Origin of the sequence: Paenibacillus swuensis, from assembly GCF_001644605.1 — a bacterium.
Lineage (GTDB): Bacteria > Bacillota > Bacilli > Paenibacillales > DY6 > Paenibacillus_N > Paenibacillus_N swuensis.
Map to the genome: position 1 here is coordinate 2,717,703 of NZ_CP011388.1, position 22,693 is coordinate 2,740,395.

Consider the following 22,693-nt stretch of genomic DNA (forward strand, 5'->3'; position numbering starts at 1 on the left):
TGGAGTGGAAACTTATGAAACGGATTGGACATATTCTAACGACTATACTCATGCTGGTGCTGGTGCTGCCCCTCGGATTTCCCTATGTGGCCGGGGCCCAGCCAACGACCGATACGCTTCATAAGCAATTGATTTCTTACTCCAGCGATGCTTTAATTAGCAGCGGCGACACGGATTGGGCGACTGTGCTCGAAGCTGTAACCGGCATCCGGGCAGCTTTACCGGTCTTAAGCGAAGAGAAATCGGAAGACTCGAAAGCGCTGCTTATGGCTTTACAAGGAGCCGAGAAAGCTTTGAAAACGGCGGACAGCGATCCGGACGGAGCGAAAAAAGCCGTCTCCCTGCTGGCTAAAGCAACGGATGCTTACGTATCGGCGGATGATCAAGGGAATGAGTCGGGGCAGATTCAATCCAACCTCAAAGCCTTACTTCCACTGCTGAAGGATACATTGAAAGCTGTGGAGAACGGGAACTTGCCAGCCGCCATAGAAATCTATAACCGCTTTATTACGGCCTGGGGTAAAGCGGAAACCGCGATTCGTCGGGAAGACGGTGAACTTTACGGCCGCATTGAAGTGAAGCTTAGCGGGGCCCGGATCGCTCTGACTGCGGAAATGCCTGACCCAGAGAAATCCGCCCAAAAGCTGCAAGAGCTGATAACAATAGCTGAGGATTACATCGCGGGTCGAACTACTTCCTCGTCCTCTTCTTCGGTCGATGGCGTGTCGATCCATTCCATAGCTGGACTAATTACGCTTGTGGAGCAAGTGAAATGGGATCTGGAAAAAAGTCAAGCCGAGGCCGCTTCTGCCAAAATGGAGACGTTCATTACCGCATGGCCCGAATTGGAAGGGGAGGTTCGCACCCGTTCGCAGCAGGCTTACAGGGACATTGAGAATGATATGATCTCTCTGTCGAGCGGTCTTCTTGCGGCGAAACCGGACTATGACAACGTGAGCCGTAAAGCGGACCAATTGATCATTAAGCTGGAGCCTTACGCGCAAGCCTCGGCTTATACGGCCTGGGATGCATTCGCTATCCTGTTCCGGGAGGGTGTGGAAGCGATTCTGATTGTGGCGTCGCTGCTTGCGCTGTTGAAGCGTTCCGGGCATGAGAATAAGCGCAAATGGATTTGGTCCGGTGCGGCCGCGGGGATTGCGGTATCGGTTATTTTGGCCTTGGTACTATCGGTATTCTTGTCCAATATGGCTACAGGCAGCTCACGGGAGTTCGTTGAGGGCATATCCAGCTTGATCGCCGTTCTGTTTATGGTGACGGTAGGAGCATGGTTACACGGGAAATCTAATGTGCACAATTGGAATCGTTTTATGGAGCGCACCATTGGGGCGTCTTTGGCCAAAGGAGCGTTGTGGTCGCTGTCTATCACGGCTTTCCTCACCGTCATGCGGGAGGGGGCTGAAACGATCATTTTCTACATCGGTATGGCTCCGTCTATCGCGGTGTCGGACATAATGCTCGGCATCGGGGCGGCGGTGGTTGTGCTGGCCGTGATTGCTTTTGCCGTTAAGAAGCTAAGTGCGCGAATTCCGGTGAGGCCTTTCTTCCGTGTTGCAGGTTTGCTCATGTATTACATGGCTTTCAAATTCCTCGGCGTGGGCATTCACGCGTTGCAGGTAGCCGGAACGCTTCCCGCGCATGCGACTACAGCCGTACCTGAAATTCCGTCGCTGGGCACTTATCAGAGCTGGGAAGTATTGATTCCACAAGGTTTGGTGTTGTTGTTTATCATGGTAACCATTCTGCGGGTGGAGCGGAGCAAGAAACCAACGGGGCAACCTGTGACGCCATTATAAAATAGAAAGCTGAGCCCGGTGAAAGCCGTGGTTTGGCTTTTTTTATGGTGGAGTTAAGGTTTCAGTGTTAGGTATTTGCGCATATTAATGCTCCAAGCGGGTAAAGAATATTCTGAATTTATCGTTGACACTATTCCTATCGGGTGATATTATCCTCTTATAACCAAGTTATCTTATCGGAATTAAATGTTTTAAGGTTGACCGGACCACCGGAGGCCTCCTGTTGCACCCTTTTTCAGGGTGTGTTCGGGGGGCCTTTCGACATTTTTATACCAGTATGAGATGGGGAGAGATAAGAGATGAAGTTGCGTAAAGGGATCATGTTACTTGTAAGTGTAGTGTTATTGAGCGGGATTCTGTCGGGGTGCAACACCAATACTAACGTGGAAACCGCCAATAACAAGGTGAATAATCAAACGGAAGCCAATGGCGAAAAGGCATCCAAAACGAAAGATATCACGGTTCGAATCGGATATCAGAAGTACGGAACGATTAATATTTTGAAAGCGGACGGGGCCTTGGACAAACGGCTTGAAGAAAGCAATATCAAGATTGAATGGACGGAATTCCCCGGCGGACCTCAATTATTAGAGGCGTTAAATGTAGGCAGTCTTGATATCGGTCATACGGGTGAAGCGCCGCCCATCTTTGCGCAAGCCGCAGGCGCGCCGTTAGTATACTTGGCGCATGAACCCGCCAGTCCGGCAAGCGAAGGCATTCTCGTTCATAAGGATTCCGCCATTGCTACAGTCGCCGATCTGAAAGGGAAGAAGGTTGCGCTGAATAAAGGTTCGAACGTTCATTACCTTCTGGTGAAGCAGTTGGAGAAGGCCGGCGTGGCTTACAAAGACATTCAAGTCGAGTTTCTGCCGCCCGCGGATGCCCGCGCGGCATTCGAGAAGGGCAGCGTGGATGCCTGGATCATTTGGGATCCGTTCCTGGCCGCGGCACAGACTGCGACAGGCGCCAAGATTCTGGCGGATGGCAAAGACGTGGTGAATAATCATGAATTTTACCTGGCGGAAAGATCGTTCGCGGAGAAATATCCGGATGTGATTGACGCGCTTCTGGAGGAAGCCGACAAGATTGATACCTGGTCCAAAGACCATCCTAAAGAATTGGCGGAGAAGTTAGCTCCCATTCTGGGTATTGACGTAGCTTCGTTGGAGCTGGCTGCCGGACGCAGACAGTACGGGGTACAGCCTATTGACGCCGAGTTGATCCAAGCCCAGCAACAGATTGCCGATACCTTCCGCTCCCTGGAACTAATTCCTAAAGATATTAAAGTTGAAGACGCAGTTCTTAAGGAGGAATAGTCTATGAATATATTCTGGTTTATTCCGACACACGGAGACGGCCGCTATTTGGGAACCGCTATTGGGGCGCGCGCCGTGGACGCGGTTTATATGAAACAAATTGCGCAGGCCGCGGATCGGTTGGGTTTTCAAGGGGTGTTGATCCCTACAGGAAGCTCGTGCGAGGATCCATGGATTACAGCCGCTTCATTAATCCATGAGACTACGAATCTGAAGTTTCTGGTTGCGGTTAGACCCGGATTAATGTCCCCTACGTTAGCCGCCCGGATGGCGGCGACATTCGACCGGTTATCCGGCGGGCGGTTGCTGATCAATGTCGTTGCCGGAGGAGATCCGGTGGAACTGGCCGGCGACGGATTGTTCCTCGATCATGATACCCGTTACGCATTAACCGATGAATTTCTTCACGTGTGGCGTAAGGTCCTGTCAGGCGAAACGGTGACCCACGAAGGAGAACAATTGCGAATTGAGGGAGGGAAGGTGCTCTATCCTCCGATCCAGCAACCTTACCCTCCGCTGTGGTTTGGCGGATCATCTCCGGCGGCGAGCGTTGTGGCCGCGGATCACGCGGATGTCTACCTCACATGGGGCGAGACGCCTCGTGAAGTCGGGGAAAAGATCGCTCGTATCCGCGAGCTTGCCGGAGAGCGGGGACGGACCTTGAAGTTTGGGATCCGTCTTCACGTCATCGTCCGTGAAACGGAGGAAGAGGCCTGGCAAGCGGCGGAAGACCTCATTCAACATGTGGATGATGCCACAGTGGAAGCTGCCCAAGCCATCTTTGCCCGGTTTGATTCCGTTGGGCAACAACGGATGTCCGTGCTGCACCGGGGGAGTCGCGCGGAGCTGGAAATCAGCCCGAATTTATGGGCCGGCATCGGTTTAGTGCGCGGAGGCGCGGGTACGGCTTTAGTAGGCGACCCCGTTACTGTGGCGGCCCGTATGCAAGAATATGCTGACTTGGGCATTGACACGTTCATCTTCTCAGGATACCCGCATCTGGAGGAGTCGTATCGGGTAGCTGAGTTACTGTTCCCTCATCTGCCGCTCAACCATCGCCCGCCCGCTGGGCCTTCTTCCATCAGTCCTTTCGGCGAGATGATCGCCAATGAAGTGAAGCCTAGCGAGCGTGTTGGGGCAACAACGGATTAGGAGGAGGGATAGGAATGAGCGCAGGAGGTAAACTCAAATTACAACATAGATGGGCAGATACAATTCTGCCTTGGATCATTCCTGCCGTAGTCGTGGCGTTGTGGCAACTGTTCGGCAGCATCGGATGGATATCGGACCGCGTGTTACCGACACCGTTGGCTGTGCTGAAAGCGGCTGTTACCCTGACCGCGAACGGAGACTTGGCCCGCGCGCTCAGCATCAGCGCGGGAAGAGCCTTTATAGGCTTCGCGATCGGAGCAACTATCGGATTCGTTATGGGACTACTGAACGGAGTCATTCCTCTGGCCGAGAAATTAACGGACGCTTCCCTCCAGATGATTCGGAACATCCCGCATCTGGCGCTGATCCCGTTAGTCATCGCATGGTTTGGAATTGATGAGGAAGCGAAGTTGTTCCTGGTCGCGCTCGGTGTTGTTTTTCCGATTTATTTAAATACGTTGCACGGCATCCGATCAGTAGACCCACAGCTGATTGAGATGGCCAAAGTGTATCGTTTAAGTCCGTGGGAACTGTATCGCAACGTTATTTTGCCGGGAGCCATGCCTTCCATTCTGGTAGGTTTTCGCTTCGCATTAGGCATTATGTGGCTCACACTGATTGTGGCGGAAACCATCTCCGCGAATGCCGGTATCGGCTATATGGCGATGAATGCAAGAGAGTTTTTTCAACTGGATATTGTCGTATTCAGCATTATTGTGTATGCCCTGTTAGGCAAGTTGTCGGATTCCGCGGCTAAAGGGCTGGAAAGGAGATGGTTGCAGTGGCATCCCCATTACGGCAAGCAGAGGAAAGTTTCGAGGATTACCTGAGGCGTGACGCCCAGGGAAAACGGGAAGCTTATCAACCTGTTGAGCCCAAGCGTGCAGAGAAGAAGTCGGAGGGGTTGGCTCTGCGGTTGTCTCAAGTAACCAAAGCGTTCGGCGCCAATCCTGTGCTGAACAATATAACCTTGTCTGTACGGGAGGGTGAATTTATCGCCATCGTAGGTCGCAGCGGTTGCGGGAAGAGCACATTGCTCCGCTTGGCAGCCGGTCTCGAGGAGGCAACGTCCGGAACCCTTACCCTTAATGAGAAAGTCATTAAGGGAATTCATCCGGAGACCCGTGTCATGTTCCAAGACGCCCGATTGTTACCCTGGCGAACCGTCTTGGATAATGTGAAGATCGGCGTTACGGGTCGTTCAGTTGCTGAAACTACGGATCGGGCGCTAGATGTGCTTCGGGCGGTAGGATTGCAAGACAAGGCGGGGGAATGGCCGTCTGTCTTGTCAGGGGGCCAACGTCAGCGTGTCGCCCTGGCCAGGGCTTTGGCCGGACAACCGAAGTTATTGTTGCTCGATGAGCCCTTGGGCGCTTTGGACGCTTTGACCCGCATCGAGATGCAACAGTTAATTGAATCGCTTTGGCAGGAGCGCGGATTTACTTCCGTTCTTGTCACGCATGACGTCAGCGAGGCTGTGGCTTTAGCAGACCGAGTGATCCTTATTGAACATGGCGAAGTTGCTTTGGATGTTCAGATTACTTTGGCTCGTCCTCGGGAGAAGGATAGCGGATTCCTTCATTTTGAAAAACAGATTCTGAATCGGGTCTTGTTGCCTGAGCAACAGCGGGAAACCCCAGGAAAAGTTCATTTTGAAATCTAATTTAATGCGCGATGTCTCTTGAGCACCGGTCACCAGATCGGTGTTTTGTTGCGTTAAGGCTGAGCTTGCTTCAGAAAAAGTAATTTATGAGCCAACTCTTTCGACTGGCATTCGGCATAAACCTCAAAGGTAATCTCGCGCTTACCGACAGTTAGAATACGGATATCCTTCTTCTCAATGCCCATCCATTCCATGGAATGCCATGTTTTGCGACATACCAAGTATCGATCTTGATGCTCGATGATTTTCCACCGCATATTTTCCCTCCGGGTAAGTGTCAAAAGCGCTAAAACAAATTATAGCATGATACGCGTTCATGAGGCGGGAAAAGACCGAGTTATATTGGTCACCAAATCCGAAGAAGAAGTCATAACAACCTGTCGAGGGGATGGACGACGGGCATTATGATAGTTATAGATTGTTAAGTCTGGAGGGGTCGTATGTCTATTCAAGAGGCATTAAAGGTTGGGGATATCCATCGAAAGCCGAACAAGGAATCATTAAATCTTTACATAGGTAACGGAAGGTGCGGTGTGAGGCTTGATGCTTACGGACTTATGGGACAGGAAGGATGGGTGCCGGGAAGGGGACGCACCGCGATCATGCACGCGGATCATTGGCATCGGGGCAAGTACGCGCAGGATATTTGGCTGCCGGTGGCGCGACTGGCATGGTCGGAAGCGGACCTTGAGCCGGCACTTATGGATATACATCAGCAAAGCTTGATGCTGCATGACGGCACGACCATAACGAACTTGGAAACACGGCTAGGTTCCATGACGATCAAGGCTTCATTTCATCCGGAGTTCCGAGACTACATGCTCTATGAGATCCATCATGAAGGTGTAGGGGAGGGCGCATTTCCCGCGCTTAAGTTCATTCCTGAAACTCTTGTGGAAACGTATCACGAGCAAAGGCTGGAGGGTACGCTTCGGGATGCCCAATTATCCGAGGATGAGAAACAATGGCATGGGGTGCTGTCCATGGGCACCGCAAACACGGTCATCGCCGTTCGGGTGCTATCGGAGGAAGGCGTCATGAAGATGAAATCCGACAGCACCGCGCCGGAGATCCGTGCGAACGGACTTCGGGGAAAGCACCTGCTTATCATCGGTATCGCTGCAGAAGCCCGGAAGGAAGAGATGCTTCGAGGACTACAGGGATTCGGTACGGATGCGATGCAACATACCCGGGAAGCGTGGCACCGAAGGTGGGGGAACGCGTACATATCGGTGCCTGATCCGCAAGCGCAGGCGATGTGGGCAAGGTCGCTCTTCTATGTCCTGGCCAGCTATGCGCCGGACTCGCGCTGCCCCGCGGCTCCGATGGGATGGTCGGGAAGCGGATGGCCGCTGTCATTTCCCCAGGATTTATCGTATATTCATCCCGCTTTGCTCCGATTAGGGCATCTGGACATCGCACGATCCTGGGTGGAATTCTACGCATCGCGTTGTGAGGAGATGCGGTTGCTTAGCGGAGAGATTTTTCATGCGGAAGGAACGGTGTGGGCTTGGGAATTTCCGATTGGTACGGCAACCAACTACCTCAGGGAGGGCAGTCCGAACTGGTATCAGTACCAGTTGCATAACAGCGCTTATCCCGCGCGAATGGCCTATGAAACAGCGCAGTATACGGGGGATGCAACGTGGGCCCTGGAGCACGCCTGGCCTGTTGTGTATGGTTCGGCGCAGTTCTACCGATCCATTGTTCACAAAGAAGCCGGTGATGAAGCTTGGAGCATTCATTGGACGCCTTCCATGGGGCAAGACGAGTTGGGCGGGGAGAACGCCAAGAACTACCTGTGCGCCTTATACAGCGCGCAATATTCATTCCAAACCGCGATTCGATTGGCGGACCAACTCCGATTGCACCCGGCGGAATACGAGCAATGGAAATCCATTCTGAAAGATGGCCTGGCTTTCGCCAAACTGTATGATGCGGAGCTTGGAATTTACACGACCTATGAAGGACGGGAAGCCAGGCAGTTCGGAGAGCAGAAACATCCCGTACAGCTGAATCCCCTTACGTTCCTCCCTCTCGGAGCTTTGGATACCGCAACGGAAACGGCCTATCACCGCAGAGCCGAATTGTGTTATGGTGCGGGGAACAGCTTCTATTACGGGTGGACGTTGGCGGATTACTTGCTGGCGGCTTCTCACATGGGTGACGAAGAAGGTCTCCTGGCTTCTCTGGAGGAGTTCATTCCCGCTAACTACACGGATTCGGAATGGATTCAGTTGTATGAATCTTCTAATCTCCTGGATGCGGCCTTTTATGTGACAAGTCACGGACTGTATTTACAGGCTTTAAATGATGCCGTTGTCTGCGACTACTGGGGAGATCTGAAGATCGGTCACGCCTCTCCGGCGGCATGGGAACAAATTCAGTTCGAAGGACTGCGTACGATGGACGGAAAGATATGGAGCGGATTAAAGGTTGAAGGGGAGTGGAAGGTGACGGAAGGGGGCTTGGCGAATGTAAAAAATGAGGCATAACGGATGTTGTGGACAAGTGAGGGGTCATTGGATGAGGAAGACGGAAGCCGGAACGGCTTTGGCCAGTTATGAAGCAGGCTGGGATATGGGTTTTCACGAACATCAAACCTGCGAACTCAGCACGGTGCTCGAAGGCTCCGGCGAGTTTGAAGCGAACGGTGAGCGGCATCGCATTCATCCGGGCAGTGTCATCTTCATTCCCCCGGGGGTGAACCATCGCTACAGTTCCGTGACGCCGATTCGATTCGCGGTCATTGAAGCGGGGGGACTGCCGAAGGAAGTGCAAGCCTGCTTTGATGGGATGACGCCTAAAGGCAAACCTGCCCTGCTGCGTCTGCCGTCCATGGAGTTGGAGCCGTTTACGGCTCTGTTTCGGCTCTGGATGCGCATGTTGTCAGGCGCCAGAGTACAACGGGAGCGCAAGATTGCGGCGTGGCTGGAAGTAATGATTTTGTTCATTCAGCAGCACGCCAAGGAGGATGCGGCCCCCCTCTCCATGATGGATGCGGGTGAAACGATTCGAACCCAACTTGGGGACGAATTGCGAATTAAAGAGTTGGCCGAGCGCAGCGGGATGTCTCCGGCTGCGTTTCGGCGAGGCTTTCAAGCGGTGTACGGCATGTCACCGAAGCAGTATCAGATGCAGGCGCGCATTGACGAGGCGAAGTGGCTGCTGCGGTCTACATCGAAAACCATCCAGTTTGTTGCGGAGCAATGCGGATTTTCCACGCTTCATTCGTTCAGCGCCTGGTTTCAACAGAATGAACGCGTCGCACCTTCAGTATGGCGTAAACGCCAGCAAGGGATCCTTGGGGACGATCCCGGCCATGGGGACACGAACTTTTTACACAAATGAAGGAGCGATTTCTATAAATCTTTCATACTGATCCTCCTGTATAGTCAAAGTAACTTGAAAGGAGAGATGATGTATGAAGACCGTTCGAATCGGCGAGCACGACTTGGAATTGGGGGGCCGGTATATGACGGAACTCCGGGATTCCAATGCGATCGCGGAAGATGCTGAAGCATTAAAAGCACGGATTGCGGAAGACGGGTATTTGCTGCTTAGGGGCTTTCATAATCGGGAAGACGTGCTGAACGCCAGGCGAAATCTGCTGGAGAAGATGCGAGTGATGGGAAGATTGGCTGAAGACACCCTATTGGATGAGGGGGTCATCGGACCGGAGAACAAGATGGCGATGTTCCAAGGACTGAATAACGACAATCCCGATCTGCTAAAGGTGGTGAACTCGAACAAGGTAATGGGTTTCTTCGACCGCTTTCTGGGCGGCCCCTCTCTGACCTATGATTTCAAATGGCTGCGTGCCGTCGGTAAAGGAGAGTTCACAGGCGCACATTACGATATCGTCTATATGGGCCGGGGCACTAAGAATCTCTACACGATGTGGACACCGCTCGGCGACGTATCCTATGACATGGGCGGGCTGGCCCTGTGTCTGGGTTCACAGCACTTTGAACGAATTAAGGCTACCTACGGGCAAATGGATGTGGACCGGGATAACGTGCAAGGCTGGTTTTCTAACGATCCGGTCGAGATTGTTGATAAATTTGGCGGCCAATGGGCCACAACGGAGTTTCAGGCGGGCGATGTGCTCATCTTCGGCATGTATATGATGCACGGTTCCCTGACCAATACGACCGATCGTTACCGCATTAGTGTGGATACGCGCTATCAGTTGGCATCGGAACCGGTGGATGACCGCTGGTACGGCGCCAACAAAGGTCATTATGCCTGGGGACAGGGGCAAACGGTGACGATGCAAGAAGCAAGAACGGCTTGGGGAATATAGAAGAAGCTGCGTCGGCGGGCAACCGTCGGCGCAGTTTTTGTGTTCACTTCAGTCACTATACAATAATAACCCGTCATGTAATCATAACCTCGCGGGCTCCATCACCTTTACAATAGATACTGTATCTATATATGCCGGAAAGGAAGCGAGCACGATGAGAATTACACTTCATGAGAACGGTTGTTTTGATATCAGAACAGATCGTATTTACATGCTGCAATGTTACCCCGGTTGGGATGGCGAATCCGTTCATCCTGTTCAGACGGCGGTGAAGGGTCAAACCATCGTTTACACCTTCCCTGAGGGCAGCTTGACGCTGCAGTTTAAGGAGACAGATGATGGAGTTACCCTTTCCACAAGCTTGAAAGACATGTCCGAATTCCCGCAGTGGGTTCACCCCATCTATCAAGGCCGGGTTCAGGGCGCCGATGGGTATTTCCGGCAAGGCTTCGGCATGGCGGGTCCCTCAGGTTACCAATCCTTAAGTTCTTTGGCAGGTAACAACAGCGCGGCATGTTCAGCCGAAAGCTATGGACTGACGGCATTCACACATGAGCATGGCTGCCTCGTTCTCTTTGCCGAAGAACATGATACCTATATGCATCGTTATGATTTGCAGTCCTCCGGATCAGATCTTACCATGAAGCTTACCTGCGGTTTCAGAACCGAGCGGACCCGTCTCCAGCCGACGTCCATTCCGGACATTCACATCCTTGAAACGCCCTCCTTGGAAGAAGGACTTACGGGCGCTGCCCGCCGCATGGCTTCCCGTATGCAAGCCCGCACGCACCAACCGCCCGCGTACCACTGGTGCTCCTGGTATTACAAGTACTATGAGTTCAGCCAGGAGGATCTTACAGACTATCTGCAAGGCTTCAGCGCAACCGGCACCCCCCTGCGATATGTCCAGATTGATGCGGGCTACTTCCCTTCGCTTGGAGATTGGCTCGAAATCAATCATCTGTGGCCGGACGGTCTTCAAGCGGCCTTTCGGAGAATCACGGAAGAAGGTTATACCCCAGGAATCTGGATCGGCCCCTTTATGGTCGGTAACCGAAGCCGGCTGTACCGCGAGCATCCGGACTGGGTGCTTCGGAAGAAGGACGGTACACCTGTAACCGAACTGCGTTGCTATGGTGAATTCAAGCTCTGGGGCTACAAGGATGAAGAATATTATGTGCTGGATACAAGCCACCCCGAAGCTATGGCTTATCTGTGTCAGGTGTTCAGAACGTTATATCAGTGGGGAGCGCGGTTATTTAAGACGGACTTCATGTTCTGGGGCGTGCAAGACAGCTCTGAGGTCAGCAGGCACACGCCAGGAAAAACAAGCATTGGTTATTTTCGTGATTTTCTGCAGGCGGTTCGTCAGGAGATTGGCGAGGAAAGCTACTGGCTTGGATGCATCGCACCATTTCACGCCTTCATCGGCTTTGCTGACGGCATGCGGATTGCCGGGGATTTGGGACCTGCGTGGATCGGGGACGGCCATGGACCCGTAAACATGATCCGGGAGACGATGGCGGTTAACTACATGAATCATATTTTCTGGCAAAATGATCCCGACGCCGTTATCCTCCGCGACTTTCACATCTCCCTGACCGACCGGGAAATCGAGTCTCTGGCGTTACTGCAAGCGGTGTCCGGAGGCGCTGTCTATACATCGGATCCGCTGCATGAAGTAAACCATGACCGCTTATCCCTGTTCCGGTTTATAGAACCGCACGGAAAGCAGAAGCCGATTCTTCCATACCTTCAGCAACGAGGTCCCGAACAAGTATTTGTTCATCGCTGGCCGGAGGAGGAGCGTTACTTAATTTACTTGTTCAATCCCACGGAGTTTACGGTCAGAGGACAGTATTCCATAGCCGAATTGACGGGTACGGAGCGGGTATTCACAAGGGTATGGCAGACCGGGGAATACACGGACCAGCCCCTATCCCAACTGATTGTGAGCATCGCGCCGCATCAGTGCCTGCTCTATTTTGCCAAGAAGAATAAAGTACTGAACGATCCAATCGATCACTTATGGGTGTGGTAAAATAATGAAGACAAGCATACTCCCCCAGGGATGAGGTTTCGGGATGCAGGTGTTGAATTCATTAAAGTTCAGAGTGACGGCTATCGTATTTATTATCGCCATTCCGTTGTTAGTGCTGCTGTATTACAATAACCATTATGCCACGGACATGGTCGTCCGGCAGGTATCCGAATCCAACCGCACTTTCTTAAGCAACCATACCGAGCAAGTCCACAAGACGTTGGGCGACATCCGGAATTATCTGGGCAAAGTGTTTCAGTATGAACCGGAATTTATTGAGCTTACGCTCCATCCTGAAGAAAGTTACGAGTATGTAACGGCCAAGAGCAAGGCTTTAAACAAGCTGACAATCGACCTTGGATATTACAATATTGTCGACACGTTCCTGATCTATAACGCCAGGGAAGATGATTTGAGCTTCGTTACGCTAACGAACTATTCCCGCATGGAAGAGCTCATTGTAACCCACAAGGAAAAGCTTCTCGAAGATTCCGATCAATATGTGGGGGGTCCCTGGGACGTTCTTCAAGCTTCGGGGAGCGTATACCTCTACAAGGTGATTACAACGGGGACGGATCTGTATTTAGGGGCGTTAATTTCCTTGGACGCGGTCATGAAACCATTCGACTTAACATCGGTAAGCAGGGATTGGGGCGTCTACATTACGAAGAATAACCGATTGTTGTATCAAAAAGAAAGCTTTACCGACACACCTCCGACCCCCTCATTTATCCGAACATGGCCTCAGGAAGAAAGTGTTGGCGTACTCAGGGACCCCGGAGGGGAACGGGCCAATTATTTATTAGTGCATGAGTATGTTCTGGAGGCCGACGTATGGGTCAGTGTGGTCATCCCGGAACGCAATTTGTTGCAAGGGCTTACATTCTTTCGGGTCGCCGTATATGTTATTCCGGTGGTGTTCCTGATCGTGGTGTTATTCTACTTCATGACCGTGCATCGTCTGTTGTTCAAGCCGATTGCGGAATCCGTTGCGGGAATGCGGAAGCTGGCCAGAGGGGATCTTTCCGTTCGGCTGAGAGACCAGCCCCTAAACGAATTGCATGTGATGAGCGACACGTTTAATCATATGGCCGCACAGATTGAGGATCTGAAAATTCATGTCTATGAAGAACAGATCAAAACGCAGCAGTCGGAGCTGATGAAGCTTCAGTTGCAGATTAATCCTCATTTCTATACCAATTCCCTTAACATCTTATATAGCTTGATTAATTTGCAGAAGAATGATCTTGCCCTCAAGATGGCTCAGCATCTCGCTCACTATTACCGGAACATCATGAAGTCCGATCAGACGGCGGTCATTCGTCTATCCGAGGAAGCGGAGCATATCGTGAATTATCTGGAGATTCAGCGGATGATCTATCCGAACCGGTTTACTTACCGCATTCGTATTCCGGAGCGCTATGGCTCCTGTGCCGTATTTCCGTTAACGCTCCAACCCGTGGTGGAAAATGCGATTGTACACGGGCTCATGAAAGGGCGCGGAGCATTTCATCTGGACATCGAAGCGGGGCCGGATCCGGAGGCGCCCCTTCACAGCTATTGCATTACGGTCCGCGACAACGGCAAGGGTTTCCCGCCGGAGAAGCTGGAACAGCTGAGCCGCGATCAACTGTTGTTGCCCGGAAGCGTGGACGGACGCGTCGGCATGCGGAATGTATACCACCGACTTAACAAGTATTTCGGAGACGAGGCAGCTCTCCGGTTCGAGAATGATCCGTCGGGCGGGGCTGTGGTGAAGTTGATATTGCCGGTCAAGGGCTGTAATCCATCGGGTGCAGCACTTCCCTCTTAACGCCGCTTTTCATTAATAACCGTGGGGTGAGATCATGTATTCCTTATTGGTGGTGGACGATGCGGTGTATGCCGTTGACGGAATCGCGGACAGTATCGCTTGGGAAGAGCTGCAGATCAGCCGGATTCTCAAAGCTTACGATGCCTTCGAGGCGATGAGTATATTGGAATCCGAAGCCATCGATCTTCTGATCTGCGATATTGAGATGCCGGAGAAATCAGGGTTGGAGCTTCTGGAGTGGATGACGGGCAACAAGATGGAAACAGAAACGATTATTCTCACGGGTCATGCCCACTTTCAATATGCGCGGCAAGTCATTCAGCTCGGCGGGCATAGTTACTTGCTGAAGCCGCCGGACTACGATGAGTTGAAGGGCATTGCGGGCGCGGCGCTGGAGAAACTGCGGAAAAAGCGGGAGTCGAAATTCCATGGGGAGGCCTATGGCAAATATGCGGGACTGTGGGAGAACCAGCTGCCTCTTCTGGTCGAGCGTTTATGGCAGGATATCCTTTCGGAGCGGGTGCTGTTTGATGAAAGCCGAATGAACGATACGTTCGCTCAATACGGGTTGCCGGTTTCCTATAGTGACCCGATAGTTCTTGTGCTGCTCAGCCTCGAACAATGGCGCGGGGAGCTCACTTCCAGGGATGAACAGATTATGGAGTTCGCTGTAAGGAATGCGGCATCCGAAGTTATTCTGAACGGGCTGCAAGGGGCGGTCATGCAGGACGGGAACGGGGATAATTATGCGTTAATCTATCCGCGTTCTGAGACCTCGCCGGAAGCGTTGGAACAACTGATTTCCACACAGTGCCGTACCTTCATCGACTCCTGTTATGAGCTGTTCGGTTGTCAACTCTCATGCTATATCAGCTCTCCCGTTACGGTTCGCGGTTTATCCGGCGCGGCCAAACGATTGCTCCAACAGGAGCGTAATCATGTTAACTCCAATCGGGAAGTGTATTCCCTTTCCCATGAAGTTCCCAGAACAGGAAACACACATATGGAACCTGTTTATTCGGATTGGGAGATGTTATTTGAACGGGGGAGAGCGGAAGAGTTAGGTGAAGCTGTGGACCGTTTTTTTGCTGAGATGGGCAGAGAGGTGGTTCATGTTGACGTGTTGGAAGCAGTGTATCACGGTGTTTTAAGAATGATTTATAACGTTATGCACAAGAAGAACATGATGATTAGGCGTGTGTATGATGCGGAAGAGCTGCTGGAAATCTCCTCGGCCACTCGATCATTACAGGCGCTTCGCCAGTGGGTGAAGGGTTCCGTAAGCAAGGGGATTACGGGTCTGAAAGAACAGAGTAAGCCGTCTTTGGAAGTGATCGAGAAGGCCAAACGGTACATGATGGATCATCTCAGTGAAGATTTCACACGGGAGGATGTGGCGAACCATGTGTATCTCAACGCCGCGTATCTATCCAGGTTGTTTAAGAGAGAAGAGCAAATCTCCCTATCTGAATATATTATCGGGCAAAGGCTGAATTGGGCCAAGCGTCTGTTAGAGACGACGGAGATGAAGGTGGGGCATGTGGCGGAGACGGTTGGCTACTCCCATATTCCTCATTTCACGAGTTTGTTCAAAAAGCAGATCGGCGTTTCGCCGCAACAATACCGCAAAGAAGTGAAATCTACTTAACGCTTTACATTACCTCGTAACTTGATGAATGCCTATTTCCCTTGGAGAACAGCGAATGTGCTGTATTCCGGGGGATTTTTGTCATCAGAACGCAAGGGTTCGTCACTTAAACATAATAGATTTGTGGCCGGGGAGTATAGAATGAAAGTGTCATTGCGATCGTGGCAAGGACTACAACAAATACGAAGGAGTGAAATTAATGAAAATTAAGAAAGCGCTTACGATCATGTTGTCGACAATGATGGTGCTTTCGCTGTTCGCGTATGTTCCAACAGCTGTGGAGGCTCAAGGAAATGAGAAGGATGTAACGATGGCGGATGACTTCTCAGGTGCAAGTGTTGATCCACTGAAATGGGCGACTACAGGGACACCCGTTTATCACGCCCCGGATCCTGCGACTCCGACGAATCAGGTGCTGTTCTTTCAAGGGGGGCCAAATGCTTACACGGAAATCTCAACGGCGCAGACGTACAAAGACTTTACATTGGAATTCCGCGCCAGATATGAAACGGAGTGGAACTCCTTCCCGAATCAGGACGGCATTCACTTTCCGTTCGCTTCTGTTGATGTCGGAGGTGCCGCACTGGAGCTATCCCATATCTGGAATCAGTTTATGCTCACGGAAGCGGGGGGCATCGGTATTCCCATTCGGGAGAATGAGTGGCATGATTACAAGCTCGTGAAGAACGGAAATCAGGTGCAAGTGTATTTGGACGGCGTAAAGAAATTTGATCACAGATATGCGAGTCTGCCCGCCCAAGCGATTAAATTCACAGCTATGCATGAATATTTCTGGGTGGACGATGTGAAGATTACCGCTCATCCGGAAGCATATCTCTACGACACGTTCTATAACGGTGTGCAGAGCAGTGTATGGTCAGGTACGGCCGGTTGGTCCGTCGTTAGCGAGCCTGACGGCAACAAAGCGCTGTACACGGATGCAAGAGGCGGGACCTCTGCTTTTCTTAGGACTGTGACTGCAACTTACAGTGATTACGTCCTGCGGTTTAAGGCTAAAGCATTGCGCAACGGTACGCAAAGCGGTCAATGGACCGCGGCCGCGCGAAGTTCCAGCGACACCCAGTGGTACGGTTTAAGGTCCAGGGCGGGTACGGATCTGGCATTGGGCTTACAATCGGGTGCCGCGTATACCCCAACCGGTACAGTCAGTGGCTTCGTACCCCCGGACAATACATGGACAGAATATGTCATTGTGGCATCCGGCGGAAGATATCAACTGTACGCGGGAGGGGTCAAGCGTCTGGATGTGAACAACGGCGGTATCGTCAGCGGTTTTGCCGGAATCCAAGTTCAGAATCAGCAGCTATGGCTGGATGATGTCCTGATTAAGCCTTTATACGATCCAATCTTCAACTATGATTTCATTCGGGCAGGCAACAATTATGAGCTGCCTGACACAAAGGGGTTACACCTGGATGTGTTGAACGAAGATTTCATGGCGCACGATTATGTGGTTGAATACAACGTCAAGAATGCCGGCGGCACAGTTATCGACATTAAAACGGACAGCTTCACCCTTCAACCGGGGACATCTGTGGTGAATCGTCCGCTCGTTGTGGAGGTACCGAATCGGGGCGTATACACCTTGGAAGCCGCGCTGAAATCAGACGGACGTACGGTGAGCACGTATACCAAGACGTTAACTGTTTTTGATACGATGGAGGCGCCGATGGCGTTCTATCCGTCCAAGTTCGGTTGGGCGATCTCCGCTTCGCAGGCTCCCGTTGCCAAATTCGCGGGGCTGCCTCTTTCCCGGGTGGGCGAGCTGGGCACCGCTACCAAGAACGGGGACGGCACGTGGAATTTCACCGAATTGGATAACGCCTACAATACGTTCAAGTCCAATGGCCTCATCATGAACAACACCTTCTTGAATCTGAACGGTTCACAGAATACCCTCCCTTCTAGAAGAAGTTACGCGGAGAAGCTGGGGGCCACGGCGGGACATCTGGCAGGTAAGAAAGATGTTCTGTACGAAATTTGGAATGAACCGAACCACGGCGCGTTCTGGCCGGACTCACCGGTGAAGATGACAGAGGTTACATCGTTGTTTAAAGCGGTATACAACAGCATGAAAAACGCCGATCCCAAGGCGGCCGTCGTTGCTCCGGGGTATTCCGGCGCTTCTGTCGGCGATCTGACGAAACAGCTGGAGAGCGGATTGTATGACTATATGGATGTATTGTCTTATCATCCTTATGAGTATCCGAATCCGCCGGAAACGATTATCGAGCCTCGTTATAAGCAAATGAAGGAGCTGATTGACGCGCGGGGAGGCTGGTTGGAGCATTTCATCACCGAGCAGGGATATACCACGTCCAACACCGGCAACGGCATCAGCGAGGAAGGGCAGGCGAAGAGTCTGCTGCGCACAGAACTGATCGGTAATTCGCTTGACGCCATGCGAGGGCTTATCATGTATACGCTGCAGGATACCGGCAACAATCCGAACGATGTGGAACACCGGTTCGGAGCCATCCGTACCGACGGCACATCCAAGCCTTCCTTTGTGGCGTTAGGGACGATGGCACGCAAGCTGGTCAACACCGACTTTGTGGGTGACCTGGATGCCAGCCCTTCGAAGTTTGTACATGTATACAAGAAGTATGACGGTTCCCTGGTTCTGGTCGCATGGGCAACTTCCGCTTCCAGTGTGACCATACCGGCTGGGTCAGGATCGGTCACAGTGACGGATATGTACGGAAACCCGGCAACGGTCAATACAAGCGGCGGCAACCTCAGTTTGAATCTGACGGACAGCCCGGTCTATGTGACTTCGGCGAACCTGTCCAAGTCGTTGTTGTTCTCGGCGGCTCAACAGTTCCGCGGGGAGAAGGCCGCTTTCATTAACGGCAAGTTGGGTGAGATTGCGAACAGCACAGCCAAATCAGCGCTGACAGCGGAATTCGCGGGCATAGACGCTGCTGTGTCCGGCATTCTGAGCTCATCCAACGCACTGACTCGATCTGCAGATGTAAAAACACAACTCAATAACCTTTATACGTTTGCGGGGAACGTTATTAATCGTTATGTCCAGGGACAGTTAACGGCGGTGCAAGAGCATATTATTACCGAAGGTGTCTACTACTACGCACACCTGCTTGCTAAACCGCTGGTCGCCATGCAGGAAGCATCGCCGCCGGCCGCCTCTAAGACAGCTGCGGCTGCAGCCATCAGCAACGCGGAAAGTGCAATCGCGGTGAAGCGCGGAACGAAAGGCCAATTGACCGTTCCGGAACGGGTGTTGGCGCGTGCCGTGCGCTACTTCGATCAAGGGGAAGCCAGCCTGGGCGTCAAGAACGCGATGGCCGACGTGTTTTATCTGCTCGCACAGAAGAATGCGGGTTTGGCGCAATCCATGAGCGCCGCGGATCCGGTCTTCTACCGGCAAACGGTGCTGGATGTGTACCCTAAGCTTGCGGAAGCGGGAACCGGAAAGACCCGTACGTTAACGATGACTCTAAGCAACGGGTTCGACACCGCGTTTAACGGAACCCTGAAGATCAATTACCCCGCCGGATGGAATCAAGCGCCGGTGACGTTGGCGAAGAGTCTGGCGGTCGGCGAGGAATGGGAAACGCCGATGACTCTCTCCGTACCGGAAACGGTGGCGGCGGGCGATTACCAGGTGAATGTTCAGGCGCTGCGAGGCACGGAAATAATTGGAACGATGGATATTCTCGTTCGGGTGCTGGAGCCGATTCGCATTGAGATGGAGCCGTTAACGCAGCCCGTGGACCAGACGGCAGCCGTACAGTTCAAGGTGACCAACTCCGGCATTGGAGCTGTTCAAGGTACACTGGACGTGCAAGGTCCGACGGGAACGCAATTAACTTCCTCCGACAAGGCATTCAATCTGGCGCAAGGCGCTTCCAAGTCGATTACGTTCAATTACGCACACGGAGGGAATATTCCTTTCCATGAGTATGTGTTCCATGCGGAGGGCAAGGATTCGGCCGGAGCCGCGCTGAAGGTGAAGGATTTCAAGGCAGACTTCCTTCTCACCGGCGTTACGCCTGTTGCCCCGACCATTGACGGGAACCTGAACGATTGGACGAACGCATACCCGATTCATCCCGCGAAGTACGGTTCCGCCGAGGCGGCAGGGGCGGGTGATGCGGAGATTACGATGTTCACCATGGCGGACAACGCAAAGCAATATTTCGCCGTGAAAGTAATCGACGATGTTCATTATCAGACTGAAATTCCGTCGAATATGTGGGCCAACGACTCCATTCAGATTACGGTGGACGGTCCGAATGTGAAGTTCCCATCTTATCAGGAAGCATCCACGGTGGAATTCGGCACGGCGCTTCATAACAACGGTACGAAGATGGCGACGGAGTGGTCCGGTCCCAACAACGGAGATATTTCGTCACTTATTCAGGTGCAGATTACGAGGAATGAAGCGCAGAAAACCACCGTATATGAAATTGCGATGCCGCTGAACATGCTTCCGGGATTGCAGTCTACAAACGGACATTCCTACGGAATGAACTTGTGTGTGAATGATCACGATGCGGGCGTTGGCGGCAGAGATGTTGTGCAGTTTACTTCGGGCATCTGCGACAGCAAGAACCCGTCGCTTTATCGGACGTTTAAGATGGTGCCGATTACGGCAACCGCTGCAGATACACAACCGCCGAGTGCGCCGACAGGGCTGCAATCTCCGGCGAAGACGGCGGCTACGGTGAATTTAACATGGGCTGCTTCGACGGATAATGTAGGAGTGAATGGATACGATGTGTACAATGGCACTGTCAAAGTAAACAGTGCACCGATCACGGGAACAAGTTATCAGGTGACAGGCTTAACGGCAAACACATCTTATACGTTCACGGTCAAAGCGGTTGATGCCGCCGGTAATGTTTCTGCATCAAGTCCGGCCGTAACCGTGACAACAGAGGCCGGGGCAGGGGAAGAAAGCGGTACGTTAAGCCGTGCTGGATGGACCGCCTCGTCCTCCCATAACAGCGCCGCGGCAGCGATGACACTTGACGGCAACGCGGCCACCCGGTGGGATACGGGCACGTTTCAAGCACCAGGCATATCCTTTACGGTGGACATGAAGGCCATGAAACGATTCGACCGAATCGTATTGGATGCAGGTGAGAGCTGGTTTGATTATCCTCGCGGCTATGAGATTTATGTTTCCGCCGACGGAACGAGCTGGGGGACTCCCGTGGCGACGGGCACAGGTTCTACTGCCGTCACCACCGTTAACTTTCCGCAACAGCATGCGCGTTATGTGAAAGTGATGCAGACGGGCACGGTCAACGACAAATATTGGGCTATCCATGAATTCCTTGTCGTGAACAGCCGGTTAAATCGCACAGGATGGACCGTTACCGCTTCCCATAACAACTCGTCGTCCCTCAACTTGCTGGACGGTAACCTCGCTACAAGATGGGATACGAACGCATTCCAGGTTCCGGGACAACATGTAATCGCAGACATGAAATCTACTCAGACGTTCAGCCGAGTGGTGCTGGATGCCGCAGCAAGCCTATATGACTATCCGGGTGGCTACGAAATCTATGTATCCGGCGACGGAATAACCTGGGGAACGCCGGTAGCCAGCGGATCCGGTGGTTCGGCAATCACCAACATTACGTTCCCGCAACAGACGGCAAGATATCTGAAAGTCGTACAGACAGGTACCGTAAACGATAAGTATTGGTCAATTCATGAACTTGATGTATATCAATAGGAATGTTGCAGTTGAAGGGGGAGTCCGACAGCGGACTCTCTCTTTCTGTTTTTAATAAGCAACATCTGAACGGTAACGTAAACGTAAATTCAAGTCACCATACGTTATTCAAGCCCTCTGAAAGCGGTTGTATAATAGATTTATACCAAGAAATATTCCTAGAGTTCCTATGAACGAAGGAAGTGAAAGAGGTGCGTACACGTGTTAGATGAAGGGCATTCAACCGCCGCGCATCGACAAAAAGCGAACCTGGCCCTGAGACCTTCTCCCGCCGCCGCCAAAGTCAGTACAAGGGGATGGTTCAGGTTCAAGCGCTACCGGATGTTGATGCTTATGATGGTGCCGACCATTGTGATTTTCATCATAAACGCTTACTTGCCGATGTTCGGATTGGCCATTGCGTTTAAACAAATCAATTATAGCGACGGTATTTGGGGTAGCCCTTGGGTTGGATTCAGTAATTTCGAGTTTCTGTTCAGCGGATCCGATGCGTGGCTGATCACTCGCAACACCGTCCTGTATAATCTTGTCTTTATTGTATCAGGTCTGCTCTTTGCGGTGACGATCGCCGTCCTCATGAACGAGATTCGGCAGAAGTGGTTCTCTACCGTATATCAAACGATTTTTATCATGCCGAACTTTATGTCCATGGTTATTCTCGCTTATATCGTCTATGCCTTCCTCAGTCCCACTTACGGTTATCTGAATGACTGGTTTGTGAACATGGGGTGGACCGTGCCAAACTTCTATGGAGAAACCAAGTGGTGGCCTTATATTCTTCCCTTAGCCAACCTATGGAAAGGACTGGGTATGAGCACGGTCGTTTACCTCGCGGCCATCGCCGGCATCTCGGAAGAATATTACGAAGCCGCGGTTATCGACGGCGCGAGTAAATGGCAGCAAATCAGACACATCACACTCCCCTTGTTAGCTCCGACCATGATTGTGTTGACGGTGCTGGCCGTAGGGAACATCTTCCGATCCGATTTCGGACTGTTCTATCAAGTGCCTATGAATTCATCCATTCTTTATCCGGTTACCGATACGATTGACACTTACGTGTACCGCTCGCTTATTCAGCTTAATGATCTAGGGATGTCTTCGGCCGCAACATTCTATCAATCCGCTGTCGGTCTCCTGATGGTCATCATTACAAACGGAATTATACGCAAGGTGAACAAAGATCATGCCTTGTTCTAAGGGGGAACG

14 protein-coding genes are annotated in these 22,693 nt (G+C 52.0%); 13 read left to right on the plus strand and 1 reads right to left on the minus strand.

The window, feature by feature from the left end:
- Window positions 1-14 precede the first annotated feature (14 nt).
- The 5 genes from SY83_RS12065 (at window position 15) to SY83_RS12085 (ending at window position 5,945) form a co-directional block, all read left to right on the plus strand.
- Window positions 15-1,814, plus strand: a complete 1,800-nt coding sequence (locus SY83_RS12065) for an FTR1 family iron permease (protein ID WP_082882491.1) — start codon at window positions 15-17, stop codon at window positions 1,812-1,814.
- A gap of 299 nt (window positions 1,815-2,113) precedes the next feature.
- Window positions 2,114-3,130 (plus strand): sulfonate ABC transporter substrate-binding protein, encoded by a 1,017-nt coding sequence (locus tag SY83_RS12070; RefSeq protein WP_068606810.1) that lies wholly within the window; start codon window positions 2,114-2,116, stop codon window positions 3,128-3,130.
- Between the two features lie 3 nt (window positions 3,131-3,133).
- The gene (gene ssuD, locus SY83_RS12075; protein WP_068606813.1) at window positions 3,134-4,282 is read left to right on the plus strand and encodes an FMNH2-dependent alkanesulfonate monooxygenase; all 1,149 of its coding nucleotides are present in this window, start codon (window positions 3,134-3,136) and stop codon (window positions 4,280-4,282) included.
- Window positions 4,283-4,296: 14 nt separating this feature from the next.
- On the plus strand, window positions 4,297-5,112 hold the full coding sequence (gene ssuC, locus SY83_RS12080) for an aliphatic sulfonate ABC transporter permease SsuC (protein ID WP_068606814.1): 816 nt from the start codon (window positions 4,297-4,299) through the stop codon (window positions 5,110-5,112).
- A 74-nt stretch (window positions 5,113-5,186) separates the two neighbouring features.
- Window positions 5,187-5,945, plus strand: a complete 759-nt coding sequence (locus SY83_RS12085) for an ATP-binding cassette domain-containing protein (protein WP_068611067.1) — start codon at window positions 5,187-5,189, stop codon at window positions 5,943-5,945.
- Window positions 5,946-5,998: 53 nt separating this feature from the next.
- Here the strand turns inward: SY83_RS12085 and SY83_RS12090 are convergent, their stop codons facing one another.
- Window positions 5,999-6,202 carry a hypothetical protein gene (locus tag SY83_RS12090; RefSeq protein ID WP_068606816.1) on the minus strand — a complete coding sequence of 68 codons (204 nt, stop codon included), beginning with the start codon at window positions 6,200-6,202 and terminating at the stop codon, window positions 5,999-6,001.
- Window positions 6,203-6,385: 183 nt separating this feature from the next.
- Here SY83_RS12090 and SY83_RS12095 point away from each other — a divergent pair, with 183 nt between their 5' ends.
- The 8 genes from SY83_RS12095 to SY83_RS12130 all read left to right on the plus strand — a co-directional run bounded on the left by SY83_RS12095 (window position 6,386) and on the right by SY83_RS12130 (window position 22,684).
- Window positions 6,386-8,440: a glycoside hydrolase family 65 protein gene (locus tag SY83_RS12095; protein ID WP_068606818.1), complete on the plus strand. Its 2,055-nt coding sequence runs from the start codon at window positions 6,386-6,388 to the stop codon at window positions 8,438-8,440.
- 31 nt (window positions 8,441-8,471) lie between these two features.
- The gene (locus tag SY83_RS12100) at window positions 8,472-9,296 is read left to right on the plus strand and encodes a helix-turn-helix domain-containing protein (RefSeq protein WP_068606820.1); all 825 of its coding nucleotides are present in this window, start codon (window positions 8,472-8,474) and stop codon (window positions 9,294-9,296) included.
- A 73-nt stretch (window positions 9,297-9,369) separates the two neighbouring features.
- Window positions 9,370-10,251, plus strand: coding sequence for a phytanoyl-CoA dioxygenase family protein (locus tag SY83_RS12105; protein WP_068606822.1), 882 nt, complete (start codon window positions 9,370-9,372; stop codon window positions 10,249-10,251).
- Between the two features lie 154 nt (window positions 10,252-10,405).
- A complete protein-coding gene (locus SY83_RS12110) occupies window positions 10,406-12,292 on the plus strand; it encodes a glycoside hydrolase family 36 protein (RefSeq protein WP_068606824.1) in 1,887 nt (628 codons plus the stop codon).
- Window positions 12,293-12,335: 43 nt separating this feature from the next.
- Window positions 12,336-14,105 carry a sensor histidine kinase gene (locus tag SY83_RS12115; protein ID WP_068606826.1) on the plus strand — a complete coding sequence of 590 codons (1,770 nt, stop codon included), beginning with the start codon at window positions 12,336-12,338 and terminating at the stop codon, window positions 14,103-14,105.
- A gap of 34 nt (window positions 14,106-14,139) precedes the next feature.
- Window positions 14,140-15,753 (plus strand): response regulator, encoded by a 1,614-nt coding sequence (locus SY83_RS12120; RefSeq protein WP_068606828.1) that lies wholly within the window; start codon window positions 14,140-14,142, stop codon window positions 15,751-15,753.
- A 199-nt stretch (window positions 15,754-15,952) separates the two neighbouring features.
- On the plus strand, window positions 15,953-21,484 hold the full coding sequence (locus SY83_RS23650) for a discoidin domain-containing protein (protein ID WP_068606830.1): 5,532 nt from the start codon (window positions 15,953-15,955) through the stop codon (window positions 21,482-21,484).
- A 201-nt stretch (window positions 21,485-21,685) separates the two neighbouring features.
- Complete coding sequence (locus SY83_RS12130) at window positions 21,686-22,684, plus strand: ABC transporter permease (RefSeq protein ID WP_231891242.1); 999 nt, start codon at window positions 21,686-21,688, stop codon at window positions 22,682-22,684.
- The last annotated feature ends 9 nt before the right edge of the window (window positions 22,685-22,693 follow it).

Bases quoted from the DNA above. Each gene is read 5' to 3' on its own strand.
- SY83_RS12120 (WP_068606828.1), top strand. From the start codon at position 14,140: ATGTATTCCTTATTGGTGGTGGACGATGCGGTGTATGCCGTTGACGGA.
- SY83_RS12065 (WP_082882491.1), top strand. From the start codon at position 15: ATGAAACGGATTGGACATATTCTAACGACTATACTCATGCTGGTGCTG.
- ssuD (WP_068606813.1), top strand. From the start codon at position 3,134: ATGAATATATTCTGGTTTATTCCGACACACGGAGACGGCCGCTATTTG.
- SY83_RS23650 (WP_068606830.1), top strand. From the start codon at position 15,953: ATGAAAATTAAGAAAGCGCTTACGATCATGTTGTCGACAATGATGGTG.
- SY83_RS12070 (WP_068606810.1), top strand. From the start codon at position 2,114: ATGAAGTTGCGTAAAGGGATCATGTTACTTGTAAGTGTAGTGTTATTG.
- ssuC (WP_068606814.1), top strand. From the start codon at position 4,297: ATGAGCGCAGGAGGTAAACTCAAATTACAACATAGATGGGCAGATACA.
- SY83_RS12115 (WP_068606826.1), top strand. From the start codon at position 12,336: ATGCAGGTGTTGAATTCATTAAAGTTCAGAGTGACGGCTATCGTATTT.
- SY83_RS12090 (WP_068606816.1), bottom strand. From the start codon at position 6,202: ATGCGGTGGAAAATCATCGAGCATCAAGATCGATACTTGGTATGTCGC.
- SY83_RS12100 (WP_068606820.1), top strand. From the start codon at position 8,472: ATGAGGAAGACGGAAGCCGGAACGGCTTTGGCCAGTTATGAAGCAGGC.
- SY83_RS12110 (WP_068606824.1), top strand. From the start codon at position 10,406: ATGAGAATTACACTTCATGAGAACGGTTGTTTTGATATCAGAACAGAT.
- SY83_RS12105 (WP_068606822.1), top strand. From the start codon at position 9,370: ATGAAGACCGTTCGAATCGGCGAGCACGACTTGGAATTGGGGGGCCGG.
- SY83_RS12095 (WP_068606818.1), top strand. From the start codon at position 6,386: ATGTCTATTCAAGAGGCATTAAAGGTTGGGGATATCCATCGAAAGCCG.